Source organism: Corynebacterium sp. ACRQJ (assembly GCF_022346045.1).
Lineage (GTDB): Bacteria > Actinomycetota > Actinomycetes > Mycobacteriales > Mycobacteriaceae > Corynebacterium > Corynebacterium evansiae.
This window is the reverse complement of the sequence record NZ_JAKRMT010000008.1, coordinates 31,053-47,913: the sequence shown is the minus strand read 5'-3', so window position 1 is coordinate 47,913 and position 16,861 is coordinate 31,053. Positions and strand designations below refer to the sequence as shown.

Genomic DNA, 16,861 nt, shown 5'->3' with positions numbered 1-16,861 from the left:
AATGACAGAGCAGACAGGGCATCAGAGAAGCCGCCATTCACGGCGTATCCAGGCAGCCCCCGGTGGCGTAGAAGCCAAGCAGATCGGCCCCGGCTGGTCGCGCGGGGTGCTGGCTGCGGTCTCGGCACTCGCGCTGGTCGTGATGGGTATCGGCTACATGGCGGTCGGCAACCTGAACGGTGGGCTGGCCCAGGCGGACAACCTGAACCTCGGCAACCAGCCGGACGGGGCGACCGACATTCTGCTGGTGGGCGTGGATTCCCGTACGGATGCGAAGGGCAACCCGCTGTCCCAGAAGGAAATCGACATGCTCCGTGCGGGCGAGGAAGAAGCCACGAACACGGACACGATGATCCTCATCCGCATCCCGAACGATGGCTCCTCGGCGACGGCGGTGTCGCTGCCCCGCGACACGTACGTCAGCACCCCTGACAACGGCAACATGAAGCTCAACGGCGTGTACGGCACCGCCAAGTTCGAGAAGTCGCAGGAGCTGGCGAAGGACAGCGACTACAGCGAGTCCGACATCGACCAGAAGTCCACCGAAGCCGGTCGCCAGGCGCTTATCAGCTCGGTGGCGGACCTCACTGGCATCAACGTCGACCACTACGCCGAGGTCGGCCTGCTGGGCTTCGTGCTGCTCACCGACGCCGTTGGTGGCGTGGACGTGTGCCTGAAGAACAAGGTCGACGAGCCGCTGTCCGGCGCGAAGTTCAAGAAGGGCCGCCAGACCCTCAACGGCCAGGACGCACTGAGCTTCGTCCGCCAGCGCCACGAGCTGCCGCGCGGCGACCTGGACCGCATCACCCGCCAGCAGGCCTACATGGCCAGCCTGGCCAACAAGGTGCTTTCCTCCAAGACGCTGACGGACCCGGGCAGCATGTCCAAACTCAACGACGCGGTGCAGCGCTCCGTGGTGCTGGACAGCGGCTGGGACGTCATGGGCTTGGCCACGCAGATGCAGAACATGGCCGGCGGCGACGTGAGCTTCCAGACCATCCCCGTGACCAGCATCGACGGCACGGGCGACTACGGCGAATCCGTCGTGACGGTGGATAACGACCAGGTTCACGAGTTCTTCAAGGACCTGCTGGGCGACAAACCGGGCGAGGAGAGCACTTCCTCCGACAAGCCCGCCGACATCACCGACTACAAGGCCAAGGACTACAAGGTCAACGTCTTCAACGCCTCCGAGGCGCCCGGTCTCGCCGCCAGGGTGTCGGACCTGGCTAAGGACTACGGCTACAAGCCGGGCAAGGTCGGCAACCACGCCGAGACCGGCATTTCGGAGTCCCAGGTCAACGCCAAGAACCCCGACGATCCGGCGGCCCGCGCCCTGGCGAAGCAGTTGGGCGGGCTGACGGTGGTGGAGGATTCCTCCCTGGACGAGCACGAGCTCTCCGTCACCCTGTCCGGCACCTACGCCGGCCCGGGCGTCCTGGAGCAGTCGGCCCCGCTGACCAAGCCGGATGACCCGAACGTCGGCACGCTCACCGAGGGCATCAAGGACCTCGACGGCGACGGCATCCCGGACGAGGACGCCTCCGCAGCCCAGACCGGCACTGACACTACTGGCTCTGGTTCCGACTCTGACAAGCCCGCCACCGTCGGCACGCCGGGTACCGGCCAGGGCACCGACCGAAAGGATCCGATCGACGCCGGCGGCGACGGTCCGATGTGTGTGAACTAATGGATATTATCGCCCCGCTCGTAGCCCAGGATCCGGCCAGCCCGCGCCTGACCACCTACACCCCCGCCGGCCGCATGGAGCTGTCCGCCCAAACCCTGCACAACTGGCAATCGAAGGCCGCCCACCTGCTGGATTCGCTCGCCCCGGCCTCGGTCGGGATCGCCTGCGCCCCGGATTGGCAGCCGCTCATGATCGTTCTGGGTTGCTGGCGGACTGGTGTTTCTATTGTTGACGCCGACTCTTGCGACGTGCTTTTTACCGATGACTTAGCTCTGGCGGAGGCCCACTCGGGTGAGGTTTTCGTGCTCTCCGACGATCCTTTCGGCCGCGGCGTGGAGGAGTCCGGCGGCGAGCTGCCCTTCGGAGTGAACGACTTCTCCCCCGAGCTGCGCGTGCAGCCGGATGACTACCCCGGCCCGGCTGCCGCCCCCGCCCCGGAAGGCCCGCGGGTGCTGGTGCCCGCGTGGACCGATACCCAGTCGATGCTGGATACACTAAAGCCGCTGCGCGACGGCGGCTCGGTGGTGATGGCCACCGAGCCTACGGCCGAGATCGCAGCGGCGGAAAACGCGACTATTTAACGTCCTTGCGCTGGTGGACAAAGAAGGCCCAGGCCACCAGCACCACCGTCCAGGCGCAGACGATGGCCACGCTGACGGGGGTTTCGTGCGCGCCGATAGAGACGCTGCCGCCCAGGATCATCCAGATGTTGTTGAACGGCAGGTAGGGCGCGATGTTGTCGGCGATCCATTGGCTGAGCTGCTGGGAGATCAGCTCCACCGCGGTCGCCCACACCAGTGGCAGCGCCACCGCACCGGCCGTAGAGGGAATCAACACGCCGATCGCCGAGGCCATCAGGCTGATCAGCCCGGCGAACAGGATCGTGTAGCCCAGCAGCGGCAGCTGGTCGGTGTTGATCTCCTGCGGCAGGGTCGCCATCATCGCCACAGAGACTCCCACCGCCACGGCCATGGTCACCATCGCCAGGGCTGCGTTGACGAACATCTGCGCGAACAGCTGCTGCCAGCGGGCGGGGATCACCAGGAAGGACTGCGCGTGCAGGTTGTGCCCGCGCGTGCCGCTGACCCGCACGGCCGACAGCGACAGGATCAGCAGGTACGCCGGCATGAGACCCACGCCCAGCTCCGTCAGGCCCACCTCCGGCTCGTTCATCCCGTATTCGGACCGGTAGTAGCTCAGGGTCAGCGCGTTGGCGCCGATGTAGAACAGCAGGACGAAGCCCAGCATGATCCAGGTGCCCCACATGACGCGCGAGCGCGTCCATTCACTGCGGATGATTCCTAGCATTACTGACCCCTCCTGTCTTGAGTCCTGTACTCCACTGCCTGCCCGGTCGCGTCCAGGAACTTCTGCTCCAGGCCCGCGCGCTGCGGGGTCATCTCCAGCACCACCGCGCCAGTATCGCGCACCAGTTCGCCGAGGCGCCGGTCCAGGTCGGGAGCCTCGGAGGCGAACTCCAGGGATCCGTCGGGGCGCCGTGTGAGGTTGATGCCATCCAAGCGCGAGGTGGCGTCCACAAAAGAATCGGGATCGGCCACGCGCATCCGGATGGTGGGCTGGGCGCCCGTGCGAAGGAACTCGTCCATCGTGTACTCGCCGATGAGGGAGCCCTTGCCGATGACGACCAGGCGGTCGGCGGTGAGTTCCATCTCGTGCAGCAGGTGGGAGCTGACCAGCACGGCGCGGCCTTCGGAGGCGCTGCGGCGGATGAGCTCGCGCATCCAGTGCACGCCCTCCGGGTCGAGGCCGTTGACCGGCTCGTCGAGGATTAGGTGCTTCGGGTCGCCCAACAGTGCCACGGCCAGGCCCAGGCGCTGCTTCATGCCGAGGGAGAACTTCTTGATCTTGCGCTTCTGCACCCCGGCCAGGCCCACCAGCTCCAGGCACTCGTCAGCGCGGGACTGCGAGATCCCGGCCGCCTGCGCGATGGAGCGGATGTGCGCCCGGGCGGAGTGGCCGGGCATGTACCAGGTGGGTTCCAGCAGCGCGCCGGCGATGTGCGGGCGCTGGGCGCGGTAGGCGCTTAGGGGCTGGCCGTCGAAGGTGACCTCGCCCTTGCCTATCGTGTCCAGCCCCAGGATGCAGCGCATCGTTGAGGATTTGCCGGAACCGTTGGGCCCCAAGAAGCCTGTGACCTGCCCGTCGGGGACAGAAAAAGTGAGTCCATGGAGAACCTCCGTGGACCCATACTTTTTGGTTAATTCTTTTACTGCGATCATGATGCCAGTGTAACTGAAACTTATTTCACGTCTCGGGTCTTGTTGCTGTACAGCCCCAGCACCAGCAGTGCGACCATCCAGGCGATCATCACCGCGAAGCCGAAGCCGGGGCTGACCATGTCGGTGTGGTCCTGGGCGTAGATCCAGGTCTGCATGTCCTGCACGCGGCTGCCCGGAGACAGGTGGTACAGGGTCTTCAGGAAGGGGATGCTGTCGCCAGCGCTGTACAGCAGCCCCTCGACCACCAGCATCCACACCAGCGGCAGCGCGATGGCACCCACTCGATTGCGCAGCAGCGCGGCGATGCCGACGGCCATCACGGCGAAGGCGGGGGCGCCCACCGCGTATCCCCACAGCAGCAGCTGATCTTCGCCGGTGAAGTGCCCAGCCGGGAATACATTGAACACCGCCCAGCTGAGCGCCACGCCGAGGATGTAGTTCAGCTCCACGAACACCGCCGCCACCAGCGCGCGGGCCAGCAGCCAGGAACTCCGGTGCTTCTGAGTAAGGAAAGCGTGGGCCGTCATGTGGTTGCTGATGTCGCCGCCGGTCGTCGAGGCGCCGAAAATAATGGCGATCATTAGGAAGATCATCCCGCCGAATAGGAGGTCGGGCCAGCCGCCGTCCAATCGCGGGGAGTCATCGAAAAGCATGTACAGCGTCGTCGGGCCGTAGATCGAACCCGTGAACAGGATCACGTAGATCCAGGTGCTGCGGAGGCTCAGCAGCTTCGTAGTTTCGGAGGAGATTGCTTTGAGCATGGTTGTTCTCTTTTCTGTGTGAGGAGGGCTAGTTGCTGCGGTATTCCTGCTGGCCTGCGGTCGCGGCGAGGAAGCGCTGCTCCAGGTTGTCTGCGGTGGTTGCGAGCTTGGTCACCGCGAACTTTTCCTCCAGCGCCGTTGCCGCGATCGCCGCGCGCACCTCGTGTTCTGGAATATCGTTGACGCCCACACGCAGCGTCCGCTCCCTATCCAGTTCGACCTGGAAGCCGCGGCTGCGCAGGCTGTCTGCCAGCAGAACCGCTTCCTTGCACTCGACCTCCACGTGGGCGCCGCCGGCGAGGAACTCTTCTAGGGTTTGCTCGCCGATGAGCTTGCCCTGGCCGATCAGTACCAGTCGGTCGGCGGTTTGCTGCATCTCGCTGAGCAGGTGGGAGCTAACCAACAGGCCGCGGCCGTCGTCGGCGAGTTGACGGATGATGCGGCGCATCCAGGACACACCCTCCGGGTCGAGGCCGTTGACCGGCTCGTCGAGGATCAGGTGCTGCGGGTTGCCAAGGAGGGCGGCGGCCAGGCCGAGGCGCTGCTTCATGCCCAGGGAGTAGCCGCCGACCTTCTTCTTGCCCGCGCTGGTGAGGCCCACCATGTCGAGGCATTCGTCCACGCGCTTGTCGGAGATGCCCGCACCCTTCGCGATGACGCGCAGGTGGTTGCGACCGCTGCGGGCAGGGGTGAACCAGGCGGCGTCCAGGACCGCGCCGGCGATGCTGGACTTGTTATCCAGGCCTGCGAAATCGCCAGCGTACCCCTTGCCGCTGAAGGTCACCTTGCCGGCGCTCGGCTTGTCGAGGCCGAGCATGCAGCGCATGGTGGTGGACTTGCCCGCGCCGTTGGGCCCGAGAAAGCCGGTCACCTGCCCGTCCGGGACAGTGAATGAAAGGTCGTTGACTACTGTTTTCTTGCCGTACCTCTTGGTGAGGTTTTCCACGATGATCATGGTTCCCATGCTGCCGCCCGGGGTGGTGTTCCCACATCGGACGAGGGGTTGATCTTGCGTGTCCTACCTCAGTATGACGGCCCGCCCTCCTGCTCTTCGATCGCCTGGTGATACTCGGCCAGCGCCTTGGTTTTGCGGACGTTGCGCTGGGCGAAGGTCTCCCGCCCCAGCGGCCCCTCGGCCTCGGTGATCACACTGTGCCCGTCGCCGTGGGAGGTCCAGACCTCGTGCCCGTCGGGGTGCAGGGCGACGTCCCAGCTGCCGGCGGTCTTGAGGTTGTGATGCTTCGAGCAGAGTAAGTGCAGGTTCGCCGTGGACGTCGGTCCGCTGCCGTATCGCCTTACGTGGTCGTATTGGCACTTGTAGGCGGGAACCTCGCAGCCCGGGAAGCGGCAGTGCAGGTCGCGCCCAGCGACGGCTGCCTTGATGCCCTCCGTCGGCGCATAGCCCTCGCACTCCGCGTAGCCCGGCGCAGACAGGTGCGTCACCCGCTGCAGCCAGGTCTTGGAAGCGGAGCGATTCAGCCAGTGGTCCTCCCCCAGCACCGCACCGTCGTTCGCCGGGTCGTGGTACAGGTTCAGAGTCACCGAAACCTCGGCCTTGTCGGTGATCAGCCGCAGCATCGCCTCCGGCTGCGAGCACTCGTACTTTTTGGCGGTGGCGCGCACGATCTTGTCGATCTCAATGCCCTCCATCCGCGGAACCCGCAGCGTGAAGGTGGTGTACTCCGGGTCGCGGCAATCCACATTGAAGCTTGGCTCGGCCGCGGGTGCCTCATCCTTAGGTACGACGTTCCGATCGACCTCCCGCAAAATCTTCGAGATGCGGTTGTGGATAGTCCGCGGTGAGAACACGTGCTGGTCGGGACGTGAAGGCGTCAATTCGCAAAGAACCTTTTCCTCGACGGCCGAGCGATCGTCCGGCGCCACGGCGAAAAGATCCTGCGCCACCCGCAGCAAGTGGCGGGCGGTGTAACACCCCTGGTCAAACAGCTCGACGAGGCGCGGAAAGTCGCGCAACACGAAAGCGGCCTCGGCCCAGGCCTCCGCGACCCCGGCGGAAACACCCAGACGCACGGCGAGGCGGGTGCAAAAATCGGGCACCAGATCCTCCCCGTCCGGGGCGCATGCCATTATCAGTTGGAATTGTTGTTGATTGAGCTGCCGCGCCGCGACGGTCAGCGGGTCCTGCGAACTGGCTATTCGAAACGATGGTGGTGAGGTAGTCATGGAGTTCCCCTAATCCAGCGGCGAGGTTGTGGTGCCCCGCCAAACTTCCTACCCAAAGAATAGAACACACCATCAAACCAAGTCAATACCCCCGGCGAAACTTTTTTCCTTTTTATTGACGCCACCAGCCCTAACGGCGAAAACACCCGTAAAGCTAAGGTAGAGGTTTTAGAAAGTCTGTTCGAGTAAATCCTCGGAATTGACGAGGCGATACTTGAAGGCAAACAGCACCGCATGCACCCGATCGCGCGACTGGGTTTTCGTGAGCACCCGGCCAACGTGCGTCTTGACGGTAGGCAGCGAAATGTAAAGCTTGTCCGCGATCTCCTGGTTACTAAGGCCCAGCGCAATGAGCTGCAGGATCTCCAGCTCGCGCGGGGTCAGCGGATCGGGAAGGTCCAGCTCCACGGGCTCGCGACGCTGTGGAGTCTGCTCCATGCGGATGCTACGCAGCAGGCGCGCGGTGGCCTTCGGGCTAATAACGGCAGCCGAATCGCCAACAGTGCGGACGGCGGAGATGAGGTCCTCGGGGTCAGTGTCCTTGAGCAGAAAGCCGCTGGCCCCGGCCTCCACTGCACCGAGGACGTAGTTGTCGTTATCGAAGGTAGTCAGCACGATCACGCGCGCACCGGAATCACCGGAAACCACCTGGCGGGTAGCCTCGATGCCATCCATGCGGGGCATCTGCACATCCATAAGGATGATGTCCACGGGCTGCGACTCTGCCAGCTCGCAGGCCTCCTGCCCGTCGGCGGCTTGCCACCGGACGGTGATATCGTCCTGCGAATCCAACACCAGGCCAAACCCTGCCCGTACCAGCTGCTGATCGTCGGCCAAACCTACGCTAATCACTTAATCCTCCTTCGCATAAGGCACCGTCGCGGTCACGTTCCACCCACCGGGGTACAACGCCGAGGCTCCCCACTTAGCCTCGCCACCGTGGATCGCCACGCGCTGGCGGATGCCAGTCAGGCCGCGGCCAGAGCCTTCGATCCGGTCATCACCCGGCGCGTTATCCACGCTAATGGTCACCTGGGCGGGCTCCCACTCCAGCCGCACCTGGGCCGGCACAGAACCAGCGTGCTTCAGCACGTTAGTCAGGGATTCCTGCACGATGCGGTACACACTGAGATCGCGGACCTCGTCCAACTGGCGCGGCTCGCCCGTGACGTGCAGCTCCACCTGCACCCCACTGCGCTTTGCATCCGCCACCAGGTCGGGCACGCCAGCCACCCCAGGGGTGACGGTGGTAGAACGCGGCGAGGGGGCGTCATCGTGAAGGACAGAGAGCAGCTCCCGCATCTGGGTCAAGGCCGAGCGACCGCGCGCGGCGATCGTGTCGAGGGCCTCGATGGCCTTGTCAGGATCCTTGCGACCTGCGTAGCGACCGCCGTCCGCCTGCGCGATGACGACAGTGAGGGAATGCGCAACGATGTCGTGCAGCTCCCGGGCGATGCGGTTGCGCTCGCTGACGGTGGCGAGCTCGGCGCGGGCGGCCAGCGCCTCCACTGCCTGGTCACGGCGCAACGAAAAGCGGCCAGCCAGCCACATCAGGGCGATGGTCACGGCGGTGAGCAGGGCGATTACTCCCCAGAACGTCCAGAACTCAGCGGTCCGAAAATCCTCACCGCCCCATGCAAAATCACCGTCTCTTCCCTTGCGCGCGTTGTAAATGGTCCCCCACGCCATCGCGTAGAAAGAGCCAAGCAACAGTAAAGTCAGCCACAGCTTGCGGCGCAGCATCAGCTTCGCGGAGATGAAATAAGCCTCATAGGCCACCACCAAGTAGCCAAGTGGCCACACTAGCAGCGCAGACGTCGCATAGGCATACATGCCAACTGCAGTGACTGCCACACCCCATTCAGGGCGAAAGCGTTGGAGGAGCAAGCCGATGAACCCCAAAACTAGACCTGTGCTGGCAACAACAACCTGCCAGGGGGCGATGTTCATGGCGGTGCCAAATGTGCTTCCGGCACCGAGAAAGAAGAACACCATGACCACAACAGCTACAAGCACCCACCAGGAGGCATCCCGCCACCACACCGGACGAGGAACTGCTTCATAAGACATGTATGAAGAGTCTAGTTACAGGCGCACCCTATCGCCGTAAACGAGCAGGCCATTAACGAAACGGGTGAGAAACGGCGGCGAGAAGTGGCTGGTTGCCTCCAGCAGCTTCGTCTTCCAACCGACCGGGAAATGCACCTTCGTGGGGCTGCGGCGCGGCGCGGTCACGGCCCTTACTACTTCTGCGGCCACGTCTTGTGGGGTTGTGGACGCCCCTAGCCGCCGCATGCCCGCCGTTTCCACATCGGCGATGAGCGCGGTCCGGGAGTACAGGGGCAAGACGGTGCGGACGCGAATGTTGTGCTTATCCCACTCGAAATCCAGCGCCTCGGAGATGCCGCGGACGGCGAACTTGGTGGCGGAGTAGGTGGCCATATCCGGGGTGCCGTAGATGGAGGAGGCGCTGCAGACGTTGACGACCACGCCGTCGCCGGCCGCCTTGAGGTGCTCGAAGGCCGCGCGGCAGCCGTAGATCACGCCCTTGACGTTGACGTCGACGAGGGCGGAATCCTGCTGGAAGCTCCCGCGGTCGATGAAGTCGCCGCCGTAGAGCACGCCCGCGTTGTTGATGAGTGCATTGATTCCCCCGGTGCGGGCGGCGAAGTCGGTAACAGTGGCGGACCACTGGTCGGGGTCGGCGACGTCGAGGGTGCCGGGGATGATGTTCGGATGTTTACCCCAGTCGCGGACCTTGTCTCCGTCGAGGTCGTAGGCGCCGACGGTCCAGCCGGCCTCGGCGAAGGACTCAGCGATTGCGCGGCCGAAGCCTTGGGCTGCGCCGGTAACGAGTATTGATTTCATACTCCTAACTATTACAGTAGCCAGAGTACAGGAGGTAAATTATGGCCTATTTAATCATCGACCAATCCGGGAACCCATTAAGTCGCCCGAATGATGGAGATGTTGTATCCAATCCAGACACAGGGCAGGTCCTTACCGTCAGCTTCCTGAGAATAATCACGCCCGACGGGGACTATGAAGTTGATTTTCTTCCCGGAATTGTCGACCTCTACCAAGGAAGCAAGGATAGATCATCCTATTCCACAAATATTCAAGAGATAAGCGTCGAGAAAGGAACTCGACTTCACAAAATTGGCAGTATCGACCATATAGATGATGTAACCCTGACGCATTTAGGGGATAAATACCGAGTTCAGGCCGCGAAACTAGACGACACGAAACCAGATAGTTTAATCCTCTGCGAAGATGGGTTTATAAGAACTTTGCAAGATAGTTTTTCTGCTACCGACAGGCCTCAAGGAGTATTCCCCGTTCTCCACAAAGTAGATGAGTAGGCAGCCCCGCCGAGCACTACCCAGTTAGAACGCTTCACCCCATCAGCTTCTGCTGCAGAGCACGATCCTTCTCCAGCACCGCGTCGCGCATGTTCTCCTGGTATTCGACCATCTTGTCCATCAGAGCCTCGTCAGCCACCGCGAGGGTGCGCACGGCCAACAGGCCCGCGTTCTTCGCGCCGTCGATGGAGACGGTAGCAGTTGGCACGCCGCCGGGCATCTGCACGATGGAGAGCAGGGAATCCAGGCCATCAAGGTTGCCCAGGGCACGCGGAATTCCGATCACCGGCAGCGGGGTGGCCGCGGCGACCATGCCGGGCAGGTGGGCGGCACCGCCGGCGCAGGCGATGATCACCTTCACGCCGCGAGTATGGGCGGTGCGGGCGTAGTCGAGCATGCGCTCCGGGGTGCGGTGCGCGGAGACCACGCCGACCTCGAAGGGGATGCCGAACTCGGCCAGCACCTCGGCTGCCGGCTCGACGGTGGGCCAGTCGGAATCGGATCCCATCACCAGGCCGACCAGCGGGGTGCGTACGTTCTCAGTCATCGGTTAGTCCTCCCATTCGGCGGTTTCCAGGAACTTCGCGGCCAGGCGCGCCTGCTCGCGCGTGCGCGTCGGATTCTCCCCCAGCATATTGACGTGGCCGATCTTGCGGCGCGGGCGCCAATCCTTGCCGTACATGTGAATCTTTGCGTTCGGGAAGCGACGCCACACCGCGTCCATGCGCTCGTGCATCGGCATCGCCGGATCCTCGGCCGCTCCCAGCACGTTTGCCATGACCACCACCGGCGCCGTCGGCTCGGTGGAGCCCAGCGGGCGATCCAGTACGGCGCGGACGTGCTGCTCGAACTGGCTGGTGATGCAACCATCCTGGGTCCAGTGGCCGGTGTTGTGCGGGCGCATCGCCAGCTCGTTGACGATGATCTCCGGCTGGCCGTTCTCGTCGGTGGTCTCGAACAGCTCCACCGCCAGCACGCCTGTGACGCCCAGCTCGGTGGCGACGTCACGGGACAGCTGCTCGGCGGCAGCCAGGATCTCAGGCGTGGAGTTCGGGGCAGGTGCCACGGCCTCCACGCAGATTCCGTCCTCCTGCAGGGATTCCACTGCCGGCCACGCCTGCACCTCGCCGGACGGGGTGCGGGCCACCATGGCGGACAGCTCGCGCACCAGCGCGACCTTCTTCTCCGCCATCAGGGGGATCTCCTTGTCCAGCAGCTTCTCCACCAGCTCGCGGGCCTCGTCCACCGTGGCGGGGAACCACACGCCCTTGCCGTCGTAGCCACCGCGGCGGGCCTTTAGGCACACCTGGCCGCCCACGGCCTCGAAGAACCCGGCGATGTCCTCGGCGGACTCGATGGCGGCAAACGCCGGCACCGGGGCGCCCAGCTCGCGCAGCTTCTTGCGCATCACCAGCTTGTCCTGCGCGTGGATCAGCGCCGACGGCTGCGGCTGCACGTTCACACCCTCGTCGATGAGGGCATCCAGGAAGCGATTGGGCACGTGCTCGTGGTCGAAGGTCACCGCGTCGGAGTCGCGGGAGACCTCGCGGACGTGCTCCTCCAGCGCGTAATCCCCCAGCACCACGTCGGCGGTCACCTGCGCGGCCGAGGAATCCGGCGCCCCGGCCAGCACGCGGCAGCTAAGGCCCAGCTCGATCGCCGCCTGTTGTGTCATCCGCGCCAGCTGCCCGTCACCGATGATCGTCACCAGCGGCGCGCCCGGCGCGTGCGCGGTCTCGCGGGCTAGTGACCAGTCGGCTGTGTTTTTCCCGTTGTTCTCACTCACGCCTTCTAACTATAGTTCCCCGGCCCGACACGCCTAAGCTGGCTTCTCAGCAGCCTCTCGAACTTGCGGGTATAGGGAACCGAATGCAGCACCAACGGCACCCGGGCGCCCGCCACGTACACCGCCACGTTCCCCCGGTGGGAGCGGCAATCCACCACGTTGGCCAGCGGGATCTGCCCGATCCGGCTGCGCAGGTGGCCGGTCGCGGTGATCAGCCGCCTGTCGGTCAGCAGCATGCGGGAGCGCGCGCGGAAGATCAGGTGGCGCACGCAGCGCCTCCAGCAGACCCACAGCCACGCAACCAGCAGGCCCCGGCGGAGCCAGAGGAAGGCTTCCACGGTAGGGGCGTCCAAAGCATTGGTGGCCAAGTACTGATCCAGAGCGCCGATGCCCATCCAGAACAAGCCCGTCCACAGCATCAGGCGCAGCACCGGGAAGAACATGGAGCGGCGCGCGGGGCTCAGCTCCGCTAAGACCTGCTCGCCGGGGTCGAAGGTGATTTTGCTCATGCGTAGCGCCCTCCGTAGTCGCCCGTGCCGTCGGCGCGCAGGTGCACGATCTCCCCGGCGCGGATCACGCGCGTGCCCTCGCTGGTGCGGACCAGCAGCTCGCCGTCGTCGTCGATGTCGGTGGCCGCGCCCTCCACGACCTCGTCGCCGGGCAGGAAAGCGCGCACGGAGGTGCCGATGGTCGCGGAAGCCTGGCGGTAGCGCGGCAGTACGGTCTGGGCCGCCCCTCCTAGTCGACGCCACCTCTCCAGATTCGTCGCCAACTCCGCGAACACGGCCACCGCGACGTCCTCGCGGCTTGGGCAGGGCAGTCCCAAGCGGGCGCATTCCAGGTCGATGGAGCTGGCGTGGGCGACGGGCAGCTCGTCGGTCTGCAGGTCGTAATTGATGCCGAAGCCCAGGATGATCGCCGGGTGCGGATCCAGGTGCACGGCCTCCACCAGGATGCCCACCAGCTTGCGGCCGTCCAGCACACAGTCGTTGGGCCACTTCAGCTGGATGGGGATGTCCGCGGAGGCGCGGATGCCCTCCACGATCGACAGGCCCGTGAGCAGCGGCAGCAGGCTGATACGGTCAACCGGCACCTCCGGCAGGCGCACCAGCACGGAGCAGATCAGCTGGCTGCGGGCCGGGGCCTCGAAGGAGCGGCCCTTGCGGCCGCGCCCGGCGGTCTGTTCCTCGGCCATGAGTAGGGACATGTCGGGCAAGTCCTCCCCGCAGCGCACGCGGTCGGCCAAATCGGTGCTGGTGGAGCCGGTGGTTTCCAGCACTTCGACGTGGCGGTAGCCCAGCGGGGCCAGGCGCTCGGCCAGGCGGCGGGGGTCTAGCGGCGTGCGCATGGGAGTACTGTCCTTTCTCTTCACATGCCTTCCCTCAGACACTCTAGCCCCACCAATCACGGCGCTGAAGTTTTTACACCGTATTATGGCGACCATGAGCTCTACCACCGACACATCGACAACCGCCGGGAAGATCGCCGACCTCCGCGATCGACTGGCGGAGACCCACAAGCCGCAGGGGGACGAAATCCCGCGCGCTCGTCGCCGCGTGGACGCACTGCTGGATGCCGGTAGCTTCGTGGAGACCGACGCGCTGGCCCGCCACCGTTCTACCGCCTTTAAGGCCGACAAGTTCCGCCCCGCCACCGACGGCATCGTCGCCGGCTACGGCACCATCGACGGCCGCCCGGTGTGCGTTTTCTCGCAGGACGCCACCCTCTTCGACGGCCAGATCGGCGAGACCGCGGGCGAGAAGATCCTGAAGGTCATGGAGCTGGCCGTGAAGTCCGGCACCCCGCTGATCGGCATCTACGAGGGCGCCGGCGCCCGCCCGAACGAGGGCATCGCGGCCCTGGAGTTCTTCTCTCGCATCCACAACCTGCAGACGAAGCTGTCCGGCGTGGTTCCGCAGATCGCCCTGGTCGCCGGCCCCACCAGTGGCGCGCTGGTGCACTCGGTGGTTCTGTCCGACGTCGTCGTTGCGGTCAAGGGTGCCGGCGAACTGGTAGATGACGCCACAGACGGCACCGCCCACATCGTCGCCGAGGACGACGCCTCCGCACTGGGACTCGTCGCGGACATCCTGGGCTACCTTCCCAGCAACAACCGGGCACTCCCCCTGCCCGGGGAGGAGGCGGACGCCGAGGCGGAAACAGACGAGCTGGACAGCCTGATCCCCGACTCGGACGCGCAGGCCTACGACATGCACAAGGTGCTGGACCGCGTGGTGGACGCGGGCTCTGTACTGGAACTCCAGAAGCTCCATGCGCCGAACCTGATCACGGCACTGGTGCGCGTGGGCGGCCGGAGTGTGGGCGTCATCGCGAACCAGCCCGAACAACAAGCAGGGGCGATCGACGACGCGGCGGCTGAGAAGGCAGCGCGCTTCATCCGCTTCTGCGACGCCTTCAACATCCCACTGGTGACCTTCGTGGACTCGGCGGGCTACGCACCGGACGTGCTGTTCCGCCGCACCGCGAAGCTGATCGGAGTGACGGCAGCGGCGAGCGTCGGCAAGATCGCCGTGGTCACCCGCAAGGCCTTCGGCGACGCCTACCTTTCCCTGGGTGCGAAGCGCCTGGGCACCGACCTGGTGTACGCATGGCCGACCGCGCAGATCGCGCAGGACGACAGCTACCAGGCGGAGCCTTACTCCGCCGCGGAGCGAGGCCTGGTGGACGCGGTGATCCCGCCGCGCGAGACCCGCGCACGCATCGTCGACGGCCTGCGCCTGGTGGAGCGCAAGGCCGAGGACGGCTACCCGCGCAAGCACGACAACCTGCCGTTCTAGGAGGAAGCGCGTGACTGACTTTCAAGTGATCAAGGGCAACCCGAACGAGGTAGAGACCCGGGCGCTGCAACTCATCATCGACGACCTAGCCAAGGAGGCCGAGGCGCTGCGCAACGCGAAGCCGGATACGCGCGGGCACTACGGCCGCGAGCTGCGTCACAACAGCCCGGGTGCGTTCCGCAACCCGCGGATGCCGCGGGGCTAGGGCATGCAGCTGACATTGGCCAGCACCTCGCCGGCGCGCGAGAAGGTGCTGAACGCCGCCGGGGTGTTCCCGCGCAAGGTCTCCCCCGGCGTGGACGAGGAGGCCGCCGTCGCGGAGCTGGTGAACCCCACCCCGGCGCAGTACGTGCAGCACCTGGCCACTGCGAAGGCGCGGGCGGTAGACGGCGAACTGGTGCTGGGCGGCGACAGCATGCTGCTGATCGACGGCGAGCTGCAGGGCAAGCCGCACACGCGCGAGGAGACGGTGCGGCGGTGGCGCCAGCAGCGCGGGAAGCGCGCAGAGCTAGTCACCGGGCATGCGCTTTTTGACGCCACCACGGGCCAGATCTACGAGGAAGCCGTGGCCACGCAGATCCAGTTCGCCGATGTCTCCGATCGGGCGATCGAGGCGTACGCCGCCACCGGCGAGCCGCTGAAATGTGCCGGCGCCTTCACCCTGGAAGCGCTCGGCGGCTGGTTCATCGAGAGCATCGACGGGCACCCGTCGGCCGTGATTGGCCTATCGCTCCCCGCCCTGCGGCGGGGGCTGGCCCACTTCGGCTACGACTTCTGCGACCTCTGGGGCTAGTTAGTCAGCCTTAACGGAGCGCTGCTCCGGGCCGACGTAGCTGGAGAGGGGGCGGATCAGGGCGTTGTCCTCATTTTGCTCCACGATGTGGGCGGTCCAGCCGACAACGCGGGCCATGACGAAGATCGGGGTGAAGAACGGGATGTCGATGCCCAGCATGTAGTAGGTCGGGCCCGCCGGGAAATCCAGGTTCGGCTGGATGCCGGTGCGCTGGTCCATGGCCTTCTGCATGTTGTCGTACATCTCCACCCAGCGCTGGCCGTCGTGGTTGGCGGCGGTGCGGCGCATGGCGGCCTCCATGGTGGGCACGCGCGAATCGCCCTTCTTGTACACGCGGTGGCCGAAGCCCATGATCTTGTTCTTCGCGTCGCACTGGTCCAGCACCCACTGCTCGGCGGCTGCCGGGTCCTCGACGGCCAGGAAGTTGTGCATCACGGCCTCGTTCGCGCCACCGTGCAGCGGTCCCTTGAGGGCGCCGATAGAGCCGGTGACGGCGGAGTAGACGTCGCTCATGGTGGAGCTGATCACGCGGCCGGTGAAGGTGGAGGCGTTGAAGCCGTGCTCCGCGTACAGGGTGAGGGACTGGTCAAAGGCCTCGACATCGTCGCGGTTGTTGGCGGGGCTGCCCTCCTCGTCGCCGAAGCACATGTACAGGAAGTTCTCGGCGATATCGCGGTCGCGGGACGGCGGGATGTAATCCAGGTTCTTGCGGCGGCGCAGGTCGTAGGCGATGATCGTCGGCAGCTTGGCCAGCAGCGTCAGACCGGTGCGGCGCACCGCGTCGGGGCTGCGATCGTCCGCGTTGAGGTCCTCCGTGCCGAACACACTGACCGCCGTGCGCAGCACGTCCATGGGGTGGGCGGTCTTGGGCAGGGAGTTGATGAGGTCCAGCATGCTGCGGTCGATGGGGCGCAGGGCGCGCTCGCGCTGGCGGAACTGCTCCAGCTCGCGGAAGTCCGGCAATTCGCCGTTCCAGAGCAGGTAGGCCACGTCCTCGAAGGTGCAGTGCTCGGCCAGCTCCTGAACGGGGTAGCCCCGGTAGGTCAGGGAGTTGGTCTCCGGGTTCACCTTCGAGACACCGGACGTGTCCACCACCACGCCGTTGAGGCCCTTGTTGATGTTCTTGTCGGTGCCGGTGACGTTGGAGGTCTTGCTGGACTGGGCGCGGGGCGTGGTGAAGTTGGTGCGTCCGCGGTCGAAGGGTGCGTTGGAAACCTTGATCGGCTTAGTCATGGTGAGTGGTCCTT

19 protein-coding genes are annotated in these 16,861 nt (G+C 65.3%); 6 read left to right on the top strand and 13 right to left on the bottom strand.

Translation table 11 applies throughout. The annotated features are described in order from the left end of the window. Position 1 precedes the first annotated feature (1 nt). Entirely contained in the window at positions 2–1,690 is a 1,689-nt protein-coding gene (locus MHX52_RS05980; RefSeq protein ID WP_239317120.1) for an LCP family protein, read from the top strand. Beyond that, positions 1,690–2,271, top strand: a complete 582-nt coding sequence (locus MHX52_RS05975) for a TIGR03089 family protein (RefSeq protein WP_239317118.1) — start codon at positions 1,690–1,692, stop codon at positions 2,269–2,271. Before MHX52_RS05980 ends, MHX52_RS05975 begins: the two co-directional genes overlap by 1 nt. Here MHX52_RS05975 and MHX52_RS05970 read toward each other — a convergent pair. From MHX52_RS05970 to MHX52_RS05935, 8 genes are all read right to left on the bottom strand, one after another. Continuing rightward, positions 2,264–2,998 (bottom strand): ABC transporter permease, encoded by a 735-nt coding sequence (locus tag MHX52_RS05970; protein ID WP_049049820.1) that lies wholly within the window; start codon positions 2,996–2,998, stop codon positions 2,264–2,266. The genes MHX52_RS05975 and MHX52_RS05970 overlap by 8 nt on opposite strands. Further along, positions 2,998–3,930, bottom strand: a complete 933-nt coding sequence (locus MHX52_RS05965) for an ATP-binding cassette domain-containing protein (protein WP_070487829.1) — start codon at positions 3,928–3,930, stop codon at positions 2,998–3,000. The genes MHX52_RS05970 and MHX52_RS05965 overlap by 1 nt, the downstream gene beginning before the upstream one ends. A 20-nt stretch (positions 3,931–3,950) precedes the next feature. Further along, positions 3,951–4,691 carry an ABC transporter permease gene (locus tag MHX52_RS05960; RefSeq protein WP_239317116.1) on the bottom strand — a complete coding sequence of 247 codons (741 nt, stop codon included), beginning with the start codon at positions 4,689–4,691 and terminating at the stop codon, positions 3,951–3,953. Positions 4,692–4,719: 28 nt separating this feature from the next. After that, positions 4,720–5,655 (bottom strand): ABC transporter ATP-binding protein, encoded by a 936-nt coding sequence (locus tag MHX52_RS05955; protein WP_035004349.1) that lies wholly within the window; start codon positions 5,653–5,655, stop codon positions 4,720–4,722. 59 nt (positions 5,656–5,714) lie between these two features. Next, positions 5,715–6,875: an HNH endonuclease signature motif containing protein gene (locus tag MHX52_RS05950; RefSeq protein WP_239317114.1), complete on the bottom strand. Its 1,161-nt coding sequence runs from the start codon at positions 6,873–6,875 to the stop codon at positions 5,715–5,717. Positions 6,876–7,043: 168 nt separating this feature from the next. Beyond that, positions 7,044–7,727, bottom strand: a complete 684-nt coding sequence (locus tag MHX52_RS05945; RefSeq protein ID WP_239317113.1) for a response regulator transcription factor — start codon at positions 7,725–7,727, stop codon at positions 7,044–7,046. After that, entirely contained in the window at positions 7,728–8,945 is a 1,218-nt protein-coding gene (locus tag MHX52_RS05940) for a sensor histidine kinase (RefSeq protein ID WP_070487834.1), read from the bottom strand. Positions 8,946–8,960: 15 nt separating this feature from the next. Beyond that, the gene (locus MHX52_RS05935; RefSeq protein WP_239317112.1) at positions 8,961–9,743 is read right to left on the bottom strand and encodes an SDR family oxidoreductase; all 783 of its coding nucleotides are present in this window, start codon (positions 9,741–9,743) and stop codon (positions 8,961–8,963) included. Between the two features lie 41 nt (positions 9,744–9,784). Here MHX52_RS05935 and MHX52_RS05930 point away from each other — a divergent pair, with 41 nt between their 5' ends. Continuing rightward, positions 9,785–10,237, top strand: a complete 453-nt coding sequence (locus tag MHX52_RS05930; protein ID WP_239317111.1) for a hypothetical protein — start codon at positions 9,785–9,787, stop codon at positions 10,235–10,237. A gap of 34 nt (positions 10,238–10,271) precedes the next feature. Here the strand turns inward: MHX52_RS05930 and purE are convergent, their stop codons facing one another. From purE to MHX52_RS05910, 4 genes are read right to left on the bottom strand one after another with little or no spacing between them, the layout of a single operon-like run. After that, positions 10,272–10,784: a 5-(carboxyamino)imidazole ribonucleotide mutase gene (gene purE / locus MHX52_RS05925; RefSeq protein WP_035004359.1), complete on the bottom strand. Its 513-nt coding sequence runs from the start codon at positions 10,782–10,784 to the stop codon at positions 10,272–10,274. 3 nt (positions 10,785–10,787) lie between these two features. Further along, positions 10,788–12,023, bottom strand: a complete 1,236-nt coding sequence (locus tag MHX52_RS05920; protein ID WP_370642224.1) for a 5-(carboxyamino)imidazole ribonucleotide synthase — start codon at positions 12,021–12,023, stop codon at positions 10,788–10,790. 5 nt (positions 12,024–12,028) lie between these two features. Then, on the bottom strand, positions 12,029–12,532 hold the full coding sequence (locus MHX52_RS05915) for a hypothetical protein (RefSeq protein ID WP_239317109.1): 504 nt from the start codon (positions 12,530–12,532) through the stop codon (positions 12,029–12,031). Beyond that, complete coding sequence (locus MHX52_RS05910; protein WP_239317107.1) at positions 12,529–13,371, bottom strand: biotin--[acetyl-CoA-carboxylase] ligase; 843 nt, start codon at positions 13,369–13,371, stop codon at positions 12,529–12,531. Before MHX52_RS05910 ends, MHX52_RS05915 begins: the two co-directional genes overlap by 4 nt. A gap of 85 nt (positions 13,372–13,456) precedes the next feature. Between MHX52_RS05910 and MHX52_RS05905 the strand changes: the two genes are divergently transcribed. Genes MHX52_RS05905 through MHX52_RS05895 form a run of 3 tightly spaced genes read left to right on the top strand, consistent with a single transcriptional unit; the run spans position 13,457 to position 15,614 of the window. After that, positions 13,457–14,821, top strand: coding sequence for an acyl-CoA carboxylase subunit beta (locus MHX52_RS05905; RefSeq protein ID WP_239317105.1), 1,365 nt, complete (start codon positions 13,457–13,459; stop codon positions 14,819–14,821). A 10-nt stretch (positions 14,822–14,831) separates the two neighbouring features. Next, positions 14,832–15,026 carry a hypothetical protein gene (locus tag MHX52_RS05900; RefSeq protein WP_035004372.1) on the top strand — a complete coding sequence of 65 codons (195 nt, stop codon included), beginning with the start codon at positions 14,832–14,834 and terminating at the stop codon, positions 15,024–15,026. A gap of 3 nt (positions 15,027–15,029) precedes the next feature. Continuing rightward, the gene (locus tag MHX52_RS05895) at positions 15,030–15,614 is read left to right on the top strand and encodes a nucleoside triphosphate pyrophosphatase (protein WP_035004374.1); all 585 of its coding nucleotides are present in this window, start codon (positions 15,030–15,032) and stop codon (positions 15,612–15,614) included. Here the strand turns inward: MHX52_RS05895 and MHX52_RS05890 are convergent, their stop codons facing one another. Continuing rightward, positions 15,615–16,847 (bottom strand): bifunctional 2-methylcitrate synthase/citrate synthase, encoded by a 1,233-nt coding sequence (locus tag MHX52_RS05890; RefSeq protein ID WP_035004377.1) that lies wholly within the window; start codon positions 16,845–16,847, stop codon positions 15,615–15,617. Positions 16,848–16,861: the final 14 nt, after the last annotated feature.